The sequence below is a fragment of the Acinetobacter sp. RRD8 genome, from assembly GCF_031844225.1.
Lineage (GTDB): Bacteria > Pseudomonadota > Gammaproteobacteria > Pseudomonadales > Moraxellaceae > Acinetobacter.
On record NZ_JAUZUU010000004.1, the window covers coordinates 133,190 to 149,675 of the forward strand.

Below are 16,486 nucleotides of genomic sequence, written 5' to 3' on the forward strand. Positions count from 1 at the left end.
TTTAAAATTGGAAGTCTAAAATGTCGTTTGTTCCAGCTAATTCAGGCATCTCAAAATTAAAGCCATATCAACCGGGTAAGCCGATCAGTGAACTTGAGCGCGAGTTGGGTCTTACTGATATCGTCAAACTGGCTTCAAATGAAAACCCGCTGGGTTGTTCAGATAAAGTCAAAGAAGCGGTCGCTGCGGAAATTGCTGAAATTGGCCGTTATCCAGATGGTGGTGGTTTTATCCTGAAAGATCAGATCAAAACCCAGTTTGGTTTTAATCATGATCAGATTACCTTGGGGAATGGTTCAAACGACTTACTGGAAATGTTTGCCCGTGCAATCGTTTCAGAAAATGATTCGGTGGTGTATAGCCAGCATGCTTTTGCGGTTTATGCATTGGTAACTCAAGCCATTAATGCGCAAGCGATTGAAGTACCAGCTAAAGGCTTCTCGCATGACTTGGAAGCAATGGCGGCTGCCATTCAGGACAACACCAAACTCGTTTTCATTGCAAACCCGAATAATCCGACGGGAACCTGGTTCGAAGAAGCTGAATTTGAAGCTTTCATGCAAAAAGTTCCTGCTAATGTCATCGTGGTTCTGGATGAAGCCTATGTGGAATATTTCCCGGAAAACTTCAACAGCTTGAAATTCCTTGCGCAATATCCAAACCTGATCGTTAGCCGTACTTTGTCGAAGTGTTATGGTTTGGCTGCACTACGTGTTGGTTTTGCTCTGGCTTCAGTTGAAGTGACAGATTACCTGAACCGTATTCGTCAACCATTTAATGTCAACCATCTTGCGATGGTGGCTGCGGTGGCTGCACTGAAAGATGAAGATTTTATCGCGCGTTCTCGTGAAGTGAATAAAGCCGGTATGGCGCAACTTGAAGCAGGTTTTAAGGCTTTGGGTCTGGACTATGTGCCTTCTCGTGCTAACTTTATTCTGGTTGATGTACAGGCAGACCCCGCAGCAACCTTCAATGGTTTGCTGAAACAAGGGGTGATTGTACGTCCGGTCGGTATTTCCAGCCACATTCGTGTATCGATTGGTACTGAAGCAGAAAACGCGAAATTCTTAAGCGCGCTTGCTACAGTATTGGGTTTAGAGGCAAAAGCTTAATTCATGTCGCAGCCATTGTTTGAAAAAGTTGCATTTATCGGGCTTGGACTGATTGGTTCAAGTCTGGCGCGTGTCATTCAAGCCGAGCATTTGGCCAATGACATTGTGGCATCGACACGTTCGTCCAAGACTTTGGAAGATGCCAAGGCACTTGGTCTGATTTCTGAAGGCTATGCCGATCCTGTAGATGCAGTCAAAGGTGCAGATCTGATTGTTCTGGCTTTGCCGGTACGTGCCACACAAAAAGTACTTGAGCTGATTCAGCCGTATTTGACGGAAAATGTCATTATTACTGATGTGGGAAGTACCAAAGGTAATGTGGTCGATGCGGCTAAAGCGGTCTTTGGTGACCAGCTTCCAGCAGGTTTTGTGCCGGGTCATCCGATTGCAGGTGCAGAGCATACCGGTGTACATGCAGGAAAAATCGATCTATTTGCCAATCACAAGGTAATTTTGACGCCACTGCCAAGCAGTAGCGATTGGGCCGTGGAGAAGCTGATTCAACTGTGGCAAGCGGCCAAAGCCGAAGTGATTTGCATGGATGTGGACAAGCACGATGAAGTGCTAGCGCATACCAGTCATCTTCCGCATCTCATGGCCTTTAACCTGGTTGAGCAACTGGCCAAGCGTGAAGACAATTTAGATATATTTCGTTATGCTGCCGGTGGCTTCCGGGATTTCTCGCGAATTGCCGCCAGCGATCCACAAATGTGGCATGACATCTTTTTTGCCAACAAAAAAGCAGTTCTGAATGCTGTTGATGGCTTTGAACAGCAGCTCGCGATTATTCGCAAATTGATTGAAGATGAAGATTCCCACGCATTGATGGGCTTATTGGGTCATGCGCAGGCAGCTCGCCAGCATTTCAACCATATGCTCGCCAAGAAACCTTTCATGGAGAAAAATAAAGTGACACAACAATTTACCATTCAGCCGGGTGCCAAGAAATTTCAGGGTAAATTTACCGTGCCAGGTGACAAATCTGTGTCACATCGCTCGATCATGTTTGGTGCGATTGCAGAAGGTACCACACATGTGACCGGCTTTTTGGAAGGTGAGGATGCTCTAGCGACACTGCAAGCTTTCCGTGATATGGGTGTGAGCATTGAAGGCCCTAAAAATGGTGAAGTCACCATTCATGGTGTTGGCATGCAAGGCTTAAAAGCGCCGCAGTCTGCCATTTATATGGGCAACTCAGGCACTTCAATGCGTTTGCTGTCGGGTATGCTAGCAGCACAGAAATTTGATTCAGTGATGACAGGGGATGCGTCATTGTCTAAACGTCCAATGGAGCGTATTGCCAAGCCTTTACGTGAAATGGGCGCGCAAATTCAGACCACAGGTGAACGCGGTACACCACCTGTATCCATTACCGGTAATCTAAACCTTAAAGGGATTCAGTACGATTTGCCAATGGCTTCTGCTCAGGTGAAATCAGGTATTTTACTTGCAGGCCTGTGGGCGGAAGGTGAAACTTCGGTGACTGAACCTGAACCAACCCGCGACCATACTGAACGTATGCTGCGTGCATTTGGTTATGAAGTGAAAACAGAAGGCAACCGAATTTCACTGCAAGGTGGCGGAAAGCTGGTTGGAACCAATATTCAGGTGCCTTCAGATATTTCTTCTGCTGCTTTCTTTATGGTCGGTGCGGCCATTACTGAAAACTCGGATGTGACCCTTGAAGCGGTAGGCATTAATCCGACCCGTACTGGTGTGATTGAAATCCTCAAGCAAATGGGTGCGGACATTACAGTTGAAAACGAGCGTATTGCGGGCGGTGAACCGATTGCAGATATTCGTATTCGTGGTACACGTACCTTAAAAGGTATTCATATGCCGGAAGATCAGGTGCCATTGGCAATTGATGAATTCCCGGCGTTATTCATTGCAGCTGCATGTGCTGAAGGTCAGACGATTCTGACCGGCGCTGCCGAGCTTCGCGTGAAGGAATCGGATCGTATTCAGGTCATGGCAGATGGTCTTCAAACCATGGGCATCGACTGTACCCCAACTGAAGATGGCATCATCATTGAAGGTAAGGGTAAGTCCGGTGACTGGTCGCCAATCTTTAGCGGTGGTGAAATTGAATCACATCATGATCACCGTATCGCGATGAGTTTTTCGATTGCCGGTTTGCGTAATTCGGAGCAGATCAAGATTGTCGGTACTGAAACGGTCGCAACCAGTTTCCCGACCTTCACGGAATTGACCTCAATCGCAGGATTGCCAATTCAAGTGTCAGAATAATTTTTAAAATTATGTGAAACAGCCAAGCTTTTGCTTGGCTGTTTTGTTTATATTGCTTATGCTAAACCCATATAAGAAAAAAGCCATTTGGAAGTAGCGATGCGAAAATTAAAATTCATGGCCAATACCCAGAGCCAAACACCACGGGATGGTCAAGAAACCCAGGAATATGTAGCACATTTACTTGCTGAAAAATTAGGCAAATACGGTTTTCAGACCTTAAGCCAAAGTGGAGCTCAGGTTGCTGTCAGCGTGGAAGAACATGCGCTGCCTTTATCGGTGAGTTGCGAAACCAGAGATGAACAAGGGCATCTGGTCTGTGAAATTGCCTCATATCCTGAAGAAGAGCAGGACTGGCTGGATCGTATCACTGAAAGAAGTTTGCTTAATCAGCTTGCACAAGCAGTGGAAACCTCTCTAAAAGAGCAGGAAAGCTTTAGCGAGTTTGAATGGAAGAGCTAATTCAACAGAATCAATCAGCTTTGCCTACACTGCAAAGTCAACGCTTGATCCTGAATTGTTTTAAATCAGCCGATGCCGAAGAAGCTTATGCTTCAATTACGCCGAGTTTGACACGTTTTATGGCGTGGGACCCACCACAATCTGAACAGGGATTTGCAACAGTCTGGCAAAATTGGCTGGAAAATATGACCGATCATAAAGAATATGTATTTGTGATCCGTCATATTGAAACACAAGAATTTATTGGACTATGTGGTTTGCATCGACTTTATGATGAAATACCTGAAGTTGGTATCTGGATTCGTGAAACTGCACATGGTCATCATTATGGACATGAGGCAGTGCATTGTGTTGTGGCCTATGCTTTCAATACACTAGGGATTCAAGTCTTAAGCTACCCGGTAGCAGAAGAAAACTGGGCTAGCCGTAAAATTGCAGAACGCTTGGTCGGAAAAATTATCCGTTACATCGATAAGCCTAAATATCGGGCTGTGATGTATGAAATTTTTGCAGAAGATTTTGTCTTTTAATAAAAAAACCCATCATCTGATGGGTTTTTTTATTTAGCCAAGCGCTAAGTACCGGGTCATTGCGATCCGCAATTGCTTTAAATAGCCGGTAAAGAAATGGTTGGCACCAGGTAATACGGTCACTAAATGGCGTTGTGGTTTTGCCCATTCAATCATATCTGAGAGCAAAGTCACTTCATCGGCTTCGCCATGAATGAACAGAATGTCGCCTTTAATGGCAGGCGTCACATAATGACGAATACCGGCAACTGTTGCAGTCGGCAGACCACATAAAATGGTTTGCTTTGGTTGCAGTTCTACGGGTAAGGCTGCATAGCTTTTTGCCATGACATGCGCACCAAAACTAAAACCGCCTGCATAAAAAGGCAGGGCAATATGCTGGTTGCGAGCGAACCGAATGACTTCTAATACATCATCCGTTTCACCGAAGCCCTCGTCGTGTATACCTTCACTTTGACCAGAACCACGGAAACTTGGACGATACACAATACAGCCACGTTCCAGATACATTTGTGCCAGTAAAACCGGAACCTTATGTTGTGGTGTACCGCCTTGCAATGGATGGGGGTGACAAACTACCGCGAATCCTTTCACTTCACCCTGAGGATAATCCACAAAAACTTCAATCTGACCCGCAGGCCCTTGAAGAAAAATTTGCTCGGGCATATAAAAACCGATGATTAACAGGAGAATCGTGCATTTTAACGATTATGGTGAATAAAAACATGAATTGGAATTAAAATAAGCAGACTGATATAGTTTGATTAATCATTTTTTGACCAGGTTGCCATGCTCGCTTTAATTTCTCCAGCCAAAACTCTCGATTACGATACTCCATTACCGACTGACCAATTTACTCAAGCGAGATTATTAGAACATTCACAGGACTTGATCAACGTTTGTCGCACACTTTCTGCAACAGAAATTTCCAGCTTAATGAGTGTTAGTGAAAAAATTGCCACTTTAAATACCGCACGTTTTAATGACTGGCAACCGGATTTTAATTTAGCCAATGCCCGTCAGGCGATTTTTGCATTTAAAGGCGATGTCTATACCGGTCTGGATGCCTATAGTTTGAAACATGAAGATCTGCACTATGCACAAGACCGTTTACGCATGTTGTCTGGATTATATGGACTGTTACGTCCCTTGGATCTGATGATGCCGTACCGTCTGGAAATGGGAACTAAATTGGCCAATTCCCGTGGGCATAATCTATATGAGTTCTGGGCTCATCACATTACTGATCTGATTAATCAGGATTTAACCGCAGCAAATTCTGAAATTCTGGTGAATATTGCTTCTGATGAATATTACAAATCAGTCAACGAGCGCAAAATTCAGGCAGACATTATCAAGCCGGTATTTCTGGATCAGAAAAATGGCAAATATAAAGTGATTAGTTTCTATGCCAAAAAAGCACGCGGCCTCATGGCACGTTTTATGATTGAAAATAAAATTGATCATGTCGAAGAACTGAAAGCTTTTAATAGCGATGGCTATTATTTTGATGCAGACAGTTCACTCAAGGGAGAACTGGTGTTTAAGCGTGATGAACAACTGAGTGCATAAATGAGATGATTCCCAGTATCCAGCATGAGGATATATATGTTGGATACTGGGATGTATTTATTATGGTCAGGTTCTTAACTAGTGTTCAACGATTTGCCTCTATGATGAGTGAAGTATGGATGAACTGCATAATGAAAACTTCAAGATAGTTAAAAATAAAAAATGTCGCTAAACACTTTGAAATCCCTCGAAAAATCTCCCTTATTTAGATCATTTTATCCTAAAAATTAAAGTTGAGTATTCTTGGAAAAGGCCGATAAAATAAATCGAAATAACTTCTATTGAATAGGTTAGATTTCATTTATCTATATATTTTAATTTTGAATAAAATTCTTTTAGATATTTTTAAAAATATATTAAATTCAATTATTTATTGTTTATTTGAAAGAATTTTTAATAGGATCGATTTTTTGAAAAAAAGAATTATAAATTAATTAAGTATTAATAAATAAAACGACATAAAATTAATCTTTAGAAGATAAATAAATGCCTTCTATCGGGTTAAATGTAAACTATGTCACAAGTTTGTTAGGTTTTTTGTTAGCATAATTGCATAGTGTTACAAAGCAGCATAATAAAAATGAAAATATATGCTATCCCTGTTTTTGCCTTAATGATCAGTTTATTAGGATTTTGTGTCCATAAACAGTCAGAAATCAGAAAATATGAAAAGATCCGTCATGTCTTGAACGATGGACGTGATTCAAGCAAATTGCTGGAATCCAATCGGCATCGACATTAAGCAGGCTAGACAATCTTCTTTCGTTGATTGGGCTAAAATGATAAAATTAAATCAATAATAAATATAATAAAAATTTAAAGTATTCATTTAAGATATATTAATTTCTAATAAAGTGTAAAATCAAATAAGCAATAAGAAATCAATGTGTTATAATTTGCCAACGATCAGGATGAAGCAGAATTCATCTTGTGAAGCATTTGATTTAAATCAAGAAAATAAAGCTGCATAAAAGTTATGCAGCTTTTTTGTTTAGATTTTTTTGGGTTTTTATAGCATAGCCCCGGGGCTGTAAGCTGTTCCAACATTTTAACCCGTCAAATGGCTATGCTGGCATATTCGTTGCTAACACATCCTTAAAATTGATGAATTTTTTTATAAAGTTTCATTTATTTGACGGCTTGCTTAAAGCATTAAGTTTACTCAATAGGGGCTAGGTCATGACGACTCCTAATCCATCTTCAGAAAGTATGCTTGAACGTCTGTTTAAACTGAGTGAAAACAAAACCAGTTTCCGTACAGAAGTTCTTGCCGGTGTAACTACATTCTTAACGATGTGTTACATCATTATTGTCAATCCAATGATTTTGTCCGAAACGGGGATGGATCATGGGGCTGTCTTTGTAGCAACCTGTCTTGCAGCCGCGATTGGCTGTTTAGTCATGGGCTTGATTGCAAATTATCCAATTGCACTTGCACCAGGCATGGGCTTGAATGCCTTCTTTACCTATTCCGTATGTTTGGGAATGGGTGTGCCTTGGCAAACAGCACTTGGGGCTGTGTTTATCTCGGGTCTTGTGTTTATTGCGATCAGCATGTTCAAAATCCGTGAAGCCATTGTCAATGCGATTCCAATGTCGCTGAAACTGGCCATCGGTGGTGGTATTGGCTTATTCCTGGCGCTGATTGCTTTGAAAAATGCCGGCCTGATTGTCGATAATCCCGCTACGTTGGTAGGTTTGGGTGATTTAAAGCAACCATCGGTTTTGCTTGCATTATTTGGTTTCCTTCTAGTCGTTGTAATGCATCACTTTAAAGTGCGTGGTGCGATCATCATCAGTATTTTGGTGTTAACCGGTATTTCAGCAGCACTGGGGCTGAGTGAGTTTAAAGGTGTGGTTGGCGCAGTGCCATCGATTGCACCAACATTTATGCAAATGAGCTTTGAAGGTCTGTTCACTGCCAGTTTAATTGGCGTGATTTTTGTCTTCTTCCTGGTCGATTTATTCGACTCAACCGGTACGCTTGTAGGTGTTTCACACCGTGCAGGCTTGTTGAAAGATGGCAAACTGCCACGCTTAAAGAAAGCATTATTTGCTGATTCTTCTGCAATTGTTGCAGGTGCAGCGCTGGGTACATCTTCGACTACGCCATACATTGAATCTTCTGCGGGCGTAGCAGCCGGTGGCCGTACAGGTCTAACTGCTGTTGTAGTCGGTATCCTGTTTGTTGCCTGTTTGTTCCTTGCACCATTGGCACAGTCTGTACCAAGCTTTGCAACAGCGCCAGCGCTGTTATTTGTCGGTGTCTTAATGATTCAAGGTATCGTGCATATTGACTGGGAAGACATTACAGAAGCAGTTCCTGCATTTTTAACCATTGTATTTATGCCATTTACCTATTCGATTGCGGATGGTATTGCGATGGGCTTCATCAGCTATGCACTGATCAAATTGTTAACCGGTAAGGCATCAACTGTACCGTATATGGTCTGGATTATTGCAATACTATGGACGCTTAAATTCGCACTATTTGGCGGCTAATTTTTCTAGATTTGGAAAGGGTGTAAACTCAGTTTGCACCCTTTTTTTATTATTTTAGGTTTCATGAGGAGAAGCGATGAACCGTCTTGAGTTGATTCGAGCTTTGCCAAAAGCCGAGCTTCATGTTCATATTGAGGGCACTTTTGAGCCTGAGCTAATGTTTGCGATCGCTCAGCGTAATAAAATTGCCATCCCGTATAAATCTGTTGAAGAAGTTAAACAGGTCTATAACTTTCATAATCTTCAGTCCTTCCTGGATATTTATTATGCTGGTGCTACTGTATTGATTCATGAACAGGATTTTTATGATCTGGCCTGGGCGTATTTTGAGAAATGTGCTGAAGACCGGGTCGTGCATACTGAAATGTTCTTTGATCCACAGACCCATACCGATCGTGGCGTTGCTTTTGCAACCGTGATCAACGGCTTGCAAAAAGCCTGTGATGATGCCAAAACTAAACTTGGTATCAGTTCACATCTGATTATGTGCTTCTTGCGTCATTTAAGTGAAGATGCTGCATTTGCAACATTGGAACAGGCCTTACCTTATAAAGACCAGATTATTGCAGTCGGTTTGGACTCAAGTGAAGTCGGGCATCCACCTTCAAAGTTTGAACGTGTCTTTGCTAAAGCGCGTGAAGCAGGTTTCTTGGTTGTAGCACATGCAGGTGAGGAAGGCCCGGCAGCCTATGTCTGGGAAGCTTTAGATTTGCTGAAAGTGAATCGTATTGATCATGGTGTACGTTCGGAAGAGGATCGGGCGTTAATGCAGCGCCTGATCGCAGAAAAGATGCCACTGACGGTTTGCCCATTGTCAAACCTGAAACTCTGCGTCGTGGATGATATGCAGCAGCATAATATCCGTCGCCTCTTACAGCAAGGTGTGCATGTCACGGTCAATTCAGATGATCCATCTTATTTTGGTGGTTATATGAATGACAATTTTATTGCCATTGCTGAAGCACTGGATTTAAGCAACGAGGAATTGAAGCAGTTGGCCATCAACTCATTTGAAGCTTCTTTTATTACCGATGCTGATAAAGAGCAATGGATCAACCAGATCCGTGCCCTGGTTTAAGTTTTTAGATAACAGGCAGGGTACGCTCTGCCTTTGTTTTTTATAGATGGATATGAAGTTGAAACATGTAATTCTACTCATCAGTAGCGTGTTGATATCTGCCTGCTCAAATGCAGATATGACTTTGACACAGCGTACTTTAAAACCCGTGATTGAATACCAATGTGCAAAAGAATTGAAAGCATCTAAATTCTGGACTGCCTCGACCTATTTTATGCAGGACAAAAATAAAGCTGAACTTGAGCAAAATGTCTGTTCATGTGTAGGTGAGCATGCACTCAAGGATATTCCGGCAAGCACTTTACTGAAAGCGACTCTGGATGAAGAAGTAAAGTCAAAACTCACGCAACAGGCTATTGCAAACAGTCTGAAAGGCTGCATGACCGAGTTCTTAAAATAAAATCAGCTTTGCAATGAAAGCTGATTGAGTGTGGTTTTGCAGATTATTTTTTAGAAGATTTGGATTGTCGGGTCATGCTGTTGAGTACATGATCTTTATCGATAAAATGATGTTTCAGTGCTGCGAAAATATGTCCAACTAAAAGTAAGCCAACTGCCCAGGAAAGCCAGATATGCAGGGGTTTTACGATCGCGGTTACAGCCGGATTTTCTGAAATCAGTGCCGGCAGGTTAAATAAATATAGCACTGGTGCTGGATAGCCTAGACTCCAGCTATATAAACAGCCGGTGACAGGTAGGGCAATCAGCATAAAATACAAAGCCAGATGACCTGCATGTGCCAAAGTTTTCATCCGGGGTGACATAGCGTCCGGTAGTTCAGGGGCAGGGTGGGTATAACGCCAGAAAATTCGCACAACCAACAGGAAAATAATGGTGGTGGCGATATTTTTATGCAGGGTGATGACATCGCCTTTAAAGCTGCCATCGACTTCATAACTTAAAAAATTCCCACTATAAAAACCAATCAGCCAGGCCGCAATAAAGATAACTACCATGATCAAGTGCAGCCATTGTGCCGTGCGCGTGTAATATTGTACTTTTTCCATGTGATTTTCGATTGCCCTCAAAGATGAATGCACCTTAGCAAAGGGCGAATCAACTCAGCAATTCCAAATCTGCAACGCTATGGTGGCTTTCATGCAACATCTATTGAAATTGCTGGGTGCAGATTAAACATTCAGGATGATTTATAGATTTCTTATTCAGGTGAATTTCGGCACAATAGCGTCACGCTTCATATATGAATAAACAAGGAACAGATCTGTGAAAAAATTATTGGCTGCACTTGCTCCGCTTACTTTGGTTTTATCGGCTTGTGCAACAACAGGCAGCCCTGAAACGCAAACCACGACTCAACAGCTGGGTGGGGCTGCGCTTAAAATCGCGATCAATGCAAAATGTACGACTGAGCTGAATAATATTCCAGCATGGCAAACAGCTACACGTCTAATGACTACGACCCAAAAGCAGAATATCCAGACTGAAATTTGTGGCTGTGTCAGTGAAAAAGCGCCACAAAGTGTAACAGCGGTAGATTTGGCGACTGCAGCAATTGACCCGGCAGCACGTGCGACGATTGTCGGCAATGTGGTTGCAAAAACCATTAACGCTTGTGTGGCTGAAGCTGTAAACTAAGCCAAGATTAAATTGAAATAGGCTGACTGGTTCAGCCTATTTTTTATGGAAAAATAGACATGAAGATTGCTGGTGTAGATGAAGCAGGGCGTGGGCCATTAGTCGGTTCAGTCGTCGCTGCGGCAGTTATTTTGGATCCGAACAACCCGATTGAGGGTTTAAATGATTCTAAAAAACTCACTGAAAAGAAGCGTGAAAAACTTTTTATCGAGATTCAGGAAAAAGCGCTGGCATGGGCCATTGCTGAGGCTTCTGCGGCAGAGATTGATGAACATAATATTTTGCAAGCTTCTTTGCTGGCCATGCGCCGTGCTGTAGAAGCTTTGCCAGTTCAGCCTGAGCATGTATTGGTCGATGGCAACAAGATTCCACAGGGCCTTGCTATGAGCTGTGATGCCGTGGTGGGTGGTGATGCACTGCATGCTGAAATTTCAGCAGCCAGTATTCTGGCGAAAGTAACCCGTGATCATCAGATGATCGAGATGGACCAGAAGCATCCGCAATTTGGCTTTGCCAAGCACAAGGGTTATCCGACCAAGGCACATTTTGAAGCGATTGCCTTACATGGCGTGATTGTTGAGCATCGTCGCAGTTTTGGGCCGGTAAAAAAGGTGATTGCAGCATTACAGCAGGGTGCAGAACTTTAAGTTTTATTTTAAATTATCTAAGTATTTAATATTTTTGTATAAAATTTAGACAAATTTAAAGCGGCTCAAAAGCCGCTTTATTCTTCGCACAAACATTAACGGTTAAAGTTATTTTGTGTCTGGCTATCGTCTTCATAAGAAGGTTGGTAATCTTGATCGATATGTTGAAGATGTTCATGCATTGCACGTTCATGCTGGATACGCTGGTAAATCTCTTCACGGTGCACAGAGACTTCTTTCGGAGCATTTACCCCGATACGAACCTGGTTACCTTTTACACCAAGCACAGTCACACTGACTTGATCACCAATCATTAAAGTTTCCCCGACGCGTCGAGTCAGAATCAGCATGTTTTTCTCCTTGCAAAATGCAAAACCTGCAATCTATTGAATGTAAAACAAAAAGCACAACCAAAAATTACAAAATAAGATCTGGATAGAAATTCTGTCATCTGGGTGAAAGATTTTAATCTATCTCAGCTGGTTAAAAATCCTCAGGCTTAATATAACAGAGCCACTATAAAAAAAACTATAGTGGCTCTGCATTTTTGTAGACTTTTATAAAATACTGTCAAACAATGACAATATTCTATCTTAACGCTTAAGCACGTGCGCTAGATTCGCCTTGTTCACGGTCTAAACCGAATGCGGTATGCAATGAACGAACCGCAAGTTCAAGATAATTTTCTTCAATGATCACAGAAATCTTGATTTCAGACGTCGAGATCATCAGGATGTTAATACCTTCATCTGCCAATGCTGTAAACATTTTGCTCGCTACACCGGCATGTGAACGCATACCGACACCTACGATCGATACTTTTACGATATCTGAACGGGTCGCAACTTCACGTGCACCAATTTCTTGAGCAGTTGCTTCAAGAATAGCTTTGGCTTTATTTAATTCGCCACGGTTCACAGTAAAAGTGAAATCAGTTGTACCATCTTCTTCAACGTTCTGGATAATCATATCCACTTCAACATTGGCATCACCAATCGGGCACAAAATTTTAGAAGCAATACCCGGTTCGTCAGGCACGCCTAAAATAGTTAATTTTGCTTCGTCACGGTTAAATGCGATACCGGAGATAATTGGCTGTTCCATATTGTCTTCCAATTCAGTCGTAATAAGTGTACCAACGTTTTGCTTAAACTCTTCGTCGAATGCGCCATCGTTGTCATTGTCGAAACTTGATAATACGCGTAAAGGCACCTGGTATTTACCAGCAAATTCAACTGAACGAATTTGCAGGACTTTAGAACCGAGTGACGCCATCTCAAGCATTTCTTCAAATGAAATACGATCAACTTTTTTTGCTTTTGGTGCAACACGTGGATCGGTGGTATATACACCGTCAACGTCGGTATAAATTTGGCATTCATCTGCTTTGAGTGCGGCAGCAATTGCAACACCTGAAGTATCAGAACCGCCACGCCCTAAAGTAGTGGTATTGCCATGTTCATCAAAACCCTGGAACCCGGCAACGACAAGTACGCGGCCTGCATCCAGATTTGAGTTCAGGACTTCAGTATCAATGGATTCGATACGTGCCTTATTGAATGAGCTGTCGGTTTTCATGCCAACCTGGCGACCTGTTAGTGATTTTGCTTCAACTCCAATTGAGTTCAGCGCCATTGCTAACATAGAAATCGTAACCTGTTCACCCGTAGATACCATTTGGTCTAGTTCACGTGGGTCAGGGGTTTCGGTAATGGCCTTCGCTAAAGCAAGTAGACGATTGGTTTCGCCACTCATTGCTGATACCACTACCACTACCTTGTGGCCGTGGTCATGCCAGCGCTTTACACGACGAGCAACATTTAAAATGCGCTCGGGAGTACCCATAGAGGTACCGCCATATTTTTGAACGATTAATGCCATAGTTGTTCCATATAAGCCATGACCCTGATGTACCTATCAGGGTCAGTTACACAAAATTGAAGTTTTATTTTGCTGCAAGCCAGGCAGTTAAATCTGCCATCACTGGAGCAAACTTCTCGTTAAGTGGCGCGCCACCTTGTGCCAAGTCAGGTTTACCACCACCTTTACCACCTAGCTCAGTCGCTAAATGTTTGATGATGTCACCTGCTTTAATAGAAGCAGTAAAGTCTTTTGCCACAGATGCGATCAAGCTCACCTTGTCACCCTCTACACCTGCAAGAACAATCACTGCATTTTCTAATTTTGATTTCACACCGTCGTGCAGGTTGCGAAGTGCTTTCGCATCCATGTTTTCAACAGTTGTAATCAAGGTTGCACGACCTGCAATGCTTTGAACTTGGCTTAGAAGTTCACCGGCTTGCAGGCTAGCAAGTTTTTGATTGAGTTGTTCAATCTGTTTCTGCAAGCTTGATGCAGTATCAACCAGTGCTTCAACTTTTTCTAAAGTCTGGTCTTTTTGCGCTTTGAGCAAACCGTTAATCGTATTGATATCGCGATCGGCTTTTTGCGCAACTTCAACTGCTTTCGTGCCTGTTACTGCTTCAATACGACGTACACCGGCTGCCACACCACCTTCAGAGGTGATTTTGAACAGACCGATATCACCGGTACGTTTTACGTGAATACCACCGCAAAGTTCGATTGAGAAGTTTTTCTCTTCAATCACTGAACCCATAGACAGTACACGTACTTCGTCACCGTATTTCTCGCCAAACAGCATCATCGCGCCTTTAGCTTTCGCAGACTCGATATCCAGAAGTTCAGTAGACACCGCAGTATTGGCAATCACTTCTGCATTGACCAAACGTTCAATTTCTTGCAGCTGTTCAAAGCTTACAGGTTGGTCATTGGCAAAGTCAAAACGTAACACATCAGATGCAACCAATGAACCTTTTTGCTGTACATGTGAACCTAAAATTTGACGTAACGCAGCATGTAGCAGGTGAGTCGCAGAGTGGTTACGTGCCGTTGCCGCACGAATGTCTGCTTTAACCGTTGCTTCTACATTTTGAGTAACTTTTAAGTTACCCATCGTCACGATACCTTGGTGTACAAATGCACCACCAGATTTTTTGGTATCTTGAACTTCGAAAATACCAGTATCGTTTTTAAAGATACCTGTATCACCGATTTGACCACCGCTTTCTGCGTAGAAAGGTGTTTGGCTAAGTACGATCAGTGCTTCGTCGCCTTCAACTACTTCATCAACTTGCTCGCCATCTTTGTAGATTGCGATGATTTGACCTTCACCTGCAGTTGCGTCATAACCGTCAAACTGGGTTTCGCCTTCAACTTTAACTACGCTATTGTAGTCGATTGCGAATTTGCCTGCATCACGAGCACGTTGACGTTGAGCAGCCATTTCAGTTTCGAAACCCGCTTCATCAATGGTTAAGTCACGTTCACGTGCGATATCTGCAGTCAAGTCTGTCGGGAAGCCGTAAGTGTCGTAAAGTTTAAATACTACTTCACCCGGAATCACACAACCTTTTAACTGTGCCAATTCACCTTCAAGCAATTTCAGACCTTGCTCAAGTGTTTTGGCAAATTGTTCTTCTTCTTTCAGAAGTTGTGCTTCGATACGTGCCTGGTTGGCTGCAAGTTCAGGATAAGCTTCGCCCATCACTTCGATCAGTGGCTTCAACATCTTGTGGAAGAACGAACCTGTTGCACCTAGCTTGTTACCATGACGTACTGCACGACGGATAATACGACGCAATACATAGCCACGGCCTTCATTCGATGGATTTACGCCATCAGCAATCAGGAATGAACATGAACGGGCATGGTCAGCAACGACTTTCAATGAAGCAGGATACTGAACTGGTGTGCCTTTCTCAGCAGCTTCAGCTTCAAGCGCTGTAGTATCCAGACCAATAATTTCAGCCGCAGCTTTAAGTAAATGCTGGAATAAATCGATTTCGTAGTTTGAGTTGACGTGCTGTAAAACTGCAGAAATACGCTCCAAGCCCATCCCTGTATCCACAGAAGGCGCTGGAAGAGGGTGTAACACGCCATCAGCAGTACGGTTGAACTGCATGAAAACGTTATTCCAGATTTCAATGAAACGGTCACCATCTTCTTCAGGAGAACCCGGTAGGCCACCCCAGATGTGATCGCCATGGTCAAAGAAGATTTCAGAACATGGACCACAAGGACCGGTGTCACCCATTGCCCAGAAATTATCAGATGCGTATTGACCGCCTTTGTTGTCACCAATACGGATGATGCGAGATGCATCTAGACCGATTTCTTTGTTCCAGATGTCAAAGGCTTCATCATCGGTGTGGTAAACGGTTGCATAGAGTTTATCTTTAGGAAGACCAAGCCATTCTTCGTTAGTCAAAAAGTCCCAAGCAAATTTGATCGCATCACGTTTGAAGTAATCACCAAAGGAGAAGTTACCCAACATTTCAAAGAAAGTGTGGTGACGTGCTGTATAACCCACATTGTCCAGGTCATTGTGCTTACCACCTGCGCGCACGCATTTTTGTGATGACACTGCACGTACATAATCGCGTTTTTCTAGACCTAAGAAGCAATCTTTAAACTGGTTCATACCAGCATTGGTGAACAGCAAAGTTGGGTCATTGGCAGGTACTAGAGAACTCGACGCGACACGTGTATGCCCTTGCGATTCAAAGTAACGCAAAAATGCTTCACGAATTTCAGCTGATGTCATAAAACGAGTACTCACAACCAAGTCACTCCATAATTTCCGATTTGGCTAAAACACCACAGTCTGACAAGCATACAAGAGCTCTGCTGCAATGCGGGGCTTAAAAATTTAAAACG

Annotated in this window: 15 protein-coding genes; 10 read left to right on the forward strand and 5 right to left on the reverse strand. The window is 42.8% G+C overall.

Annotation, left to right across the window (positions count from 1 at the left end; translation table 11 throughout):
* Positions 1–20 precede the first annotated feature (20 nt).
* The 4 genes from hisC (at position 21) to Q9R24_RS06230 (ending at position 4,354) form a co-directional block, all read left to right on the forward strand.
* A complete protein-coding gene (gene hisC, locus Q9R24_RS06215; RefSeq protein ID WP_311203918.1) occupies positions 21–1,112 on the forward strand; it encodes a histidinol-phosphate transaminase in 1,092 nt (363 codons plus the stop codon).
* 3 nt (positions 1,113–1,115) lie between these two features.
* The gene (locus Q9R24_RS06220; protein WP_311203917.1) at positions 1,116–3,362 is read left to right on the forward strand and encodes a bifunctional prephenate dehydrogenase/3-phosphoshikimate 1-carboxyvinyltransferase; all 2,247 of its coding nucleotides are present in this window, start codon (positions 1,116–1,118) and stop codon (positions 3,360–3,362) included.
* A 99-nt stretch (positions 3,363–3,461) separates the two neighbouring features.
* On the forward strand, positions 3,462–3,824 hold the full coding sequence (locus tag Q9R24_RS06225; RefSeq protein ID WP_071851704.1) for a hypothetical protein: 363 nt from the start codon (positions 3,462–3,464) through the stop codon (positions 3,822–3,824).
* Positions 3,812–4,354, forward strand: a complete 543-nt coding sequence (locus Q9R24_RS06230) for a GNAT family N-acetyltransferase (protein ID WP_311203916.1) — start codon at positions 3,812–3,814, stop codon at positions 4,352–4,354. Before Q9R24_RS06225 ends, Q9R24_RS06230 begins: the two co-directional genes overlap by 13 nt.
* Before the next feature lie 33 nt (positions 4,355–4,387).
* Here Q9R24_RS06230 and Q9R24_RS06235 read toward each other — a convergent pair whose 3' ends face one another.
* Positions 4,388–5,020 carry an alpha/beta hydrolase gene (locus Q9R24_RS06235; RefSeq protein WP_004645565.1) on the reverse strand — a complete coding sequence of 211 codons (633 nt, stop codon included), beginning with the start codon at positions 5,018–5,020 and terminating at the stop codon, positions 4,388–4,390.
* Positions 5,021–5,143: 123 nt separating this feature from the next.
* Here Q9R24_RS06235 and yaaA point away from each other — a divergent pair, with 123 nt between their 5' ends.
* From yaaA to Q9R24_RS06255, 4 genes are all read left to right on the forward strand, one after another.
* Positions 5,144–5,926: a peroxide stress protein YaaA gene (gene yaaA, locus Q9R24_RS06240; protein WP_044113004.1), complete on the forward strand. Its 783-nt coding sequence runs from the start codon at positions 5,144–5,146 to the stop codon at positions 5,924–5,926.
* A 1,179-nt stretch (positions 5,927–7,105) separates the two neighbouring features.
* Entirely contained in the window at positions 7,106–8,428 is a 1,323-nt protein-coding gene (locus Q9R24_RS06245) for an NCS2 family permease (protein WP_311203915.1), read from the forward strand.
* Between the two features lie 76 nt (positions 8,429–8,504).
* Entirely contained in the window at positions 8,505–9,506 is a 1,002-nt protein-coding gene (locus Q9R24_RS06250) for an adenosine deaminase (protein ID WP_311203914.1), read from the forward strand.
* Between the two features lie 46 nt (positions 9,507–9,552).
* Positions 9,553–9,906, forward strand: coding sequence for a hypothetical protein (locus Q9R24_RS06255; RefSeq protein WP_004278976.1), 354 nt, complete (start codon positions 9,553–9,555; stop codon positions 9,904–9,906).
* A 43-nt stretch (positions 9,907–9,949) separates the two neighbouring features.
* Here Q9R24_RS06255 and Q9R24_RS06260 read toward each other — a convergent pair whose 3' ends face one another.
* Positions 9,950–10,513, reverse strand: a complete 564-nt coding sequence (locus Q9R24_RS06260) for a cytochrome b (protein ID WP_311203913.1) — start codon at positions 10,511–10,513, stop codon at positions 9,950–9,952.
* Positions 10,514–10,730: 217 nt separating this feature from the next.
* Between Q9R24_RS06260 and Q9R24_RS06265 the strand changes: the two genes are divergently transcribed.
* The gene (locus tag Q9R24_RS06265; RefSeq protein ID WP_004278974.1) at positions 10,731–11,102 is read left to right on the forward strand and encodes a hypothetical protein; all 372 of its coding nucleotides are present in this window, start codon (positions 10,731–10,733) and stop codon (positions 11,100–11,102) included.
* Positions 11,103–11,161: 59 nt separating this feature from the next.
* Positions 11,162–11,749 carry a ribonuclease HII gene (gene rnhB, locus Q9R24_RS06270; protein ID WP_311203912.1) on the forward strand — a complete coding sequence of 196 codons (588 nt, stop codon included), beginning with the start codon at positions 11,162–11,164 and terminating at the stop codon, positions 11,747–11,749.
* 95 nt (positions 11,750–11,844) lie between these two features.
* Here rnhB and csrA read toward each other — a convergent pair whose 3' ends face one another.
* The 3 genes from csrA to alaS all read right to left on the reverse strand — a co-directional run bounded on the left by csrA (position 11,845) and on the right by alaS (position 16,388).
* Positions 11,845–12,099, reverse strand: coding sequence for a carbon storage regulator CsrA (gene csrA, locus Q9R24_RS06275; protein WP_004278972.1), 255 nt, complete (start codon positions 12,097–12,099; stop codon positions 11,845–11,847).
* 250 nt (positions 12,100–12,349) lie between these two features.
* Positions 12,350–13,630: an aspartate kinase gene (locus Q9R24_RS06280; RefSeq protein WP_004278971.1), complete on the reverse strand. Its 1,281-nt coding sequence runs from the start codon at positions 13,628–13,630 to the stop codon at positions 12,350–12,352.
* Between the two features lie 64 nt (positions 13,631–13,694).
* Positions 13,695–16,388: an alanine--tRNA ligase gene (gene alaS, locus Q9R24_RS06285; protein ID WP_311203911.1), complete on the reverse strand. Its 2,694-nt coding sequence runs from the start codon at positions 16,386–16,388 to the stop codon at positions 13,695–13,697.
* Positions 16,389–16,486: the final 98 nt, after the last annotated feature.

Coding starts and splice junctions, on each gene's coding strand:
- hisC (WP_311203918.1), top strand. CDS start 21: ATGTCGTTTGTTCCAGCTAATTCAGGCATCTCAAAATTAAAGCCATAT.
- Q9R24_RS06220 (WP_311203917.1), top strand. CDS start 1,116: ATGTCGCAGCCATTGTTTGAAAAAGTTGCATTTATCGGGCTTGGACTG.
- Q9R24_RS06225 (WP_071851704.1), top strand. CDS start 3,462: ATGCGAAAATTAAAATTCATGGCCAATACCCAGAGCCAAACACCACGG.
- Q9R24_RS06230 (WP_311203916.1), top strand. CDS start 3,812: ATGGAAGAGCTAATTCAACAGAATCAATCAGCTTTGCCTACACTGCAA.
- Q9R24_RS06235 (WP_004645565.1), bottom strand. CDS start 5,020: ATGCCCGAGCAAATTTTTCTTCAAGGGCCTGCGGGTCAGATTGAAGTT.
- yaaA (WP_044113004.1), top strand. CDS start 5,144: ATGCTCGCTTTAATTTCTCCAGCCAAAACTCTCGATTACGATACTCCA.
- Q9R24_RS06245 (WP_311203915.1), top strand. CDS start 7,106: ATGACGACTCCTAATCCATCTTCAGAAAGTATGCTTGAACGTCTGTTT.
- Q9R24_RS06250 (WP_311203914.1), top strand. CDS start 8,505: ATGAACCGTCTTGAGTTGATTCGAGCTTTGCCAAAAGCCGAGCTTCAT.
- Q9R24_RS06255 (WP_004278976.1), top strand. CDS start 9,553: ATGGATATGAAGTTGAAACATGTAATTCTACTCATCAGTAGCGTGTTG.
- Q9R24_RS06260 (WP_311203913.1), bottom strand. CDS start 10,513: ATGGAAAAAGTACAATATTACACGCGCACGGCACAATGGCTGCACTTG.
- rnhB (WP_311203912.1), top strand. CDS start 11,162: ATGAAGATTGCTGGTGTAGATGAAGCAGGGCGTGGGCCATTAGTCGGT.
- csrA (WP_004278972.1), bottom strand. CDS start 12,099: ATGCTGATTCTGACTCGACGCGTCGGGGAAACTTTAATGATTGGTGAT.
- Q9R24_RS06280 (WP_004278971.1), bottom strand. CDS start 13,630: ATGGCATTAATCGTTCAAAAATATGGCGGTACCTCTATGGGTACTCCC.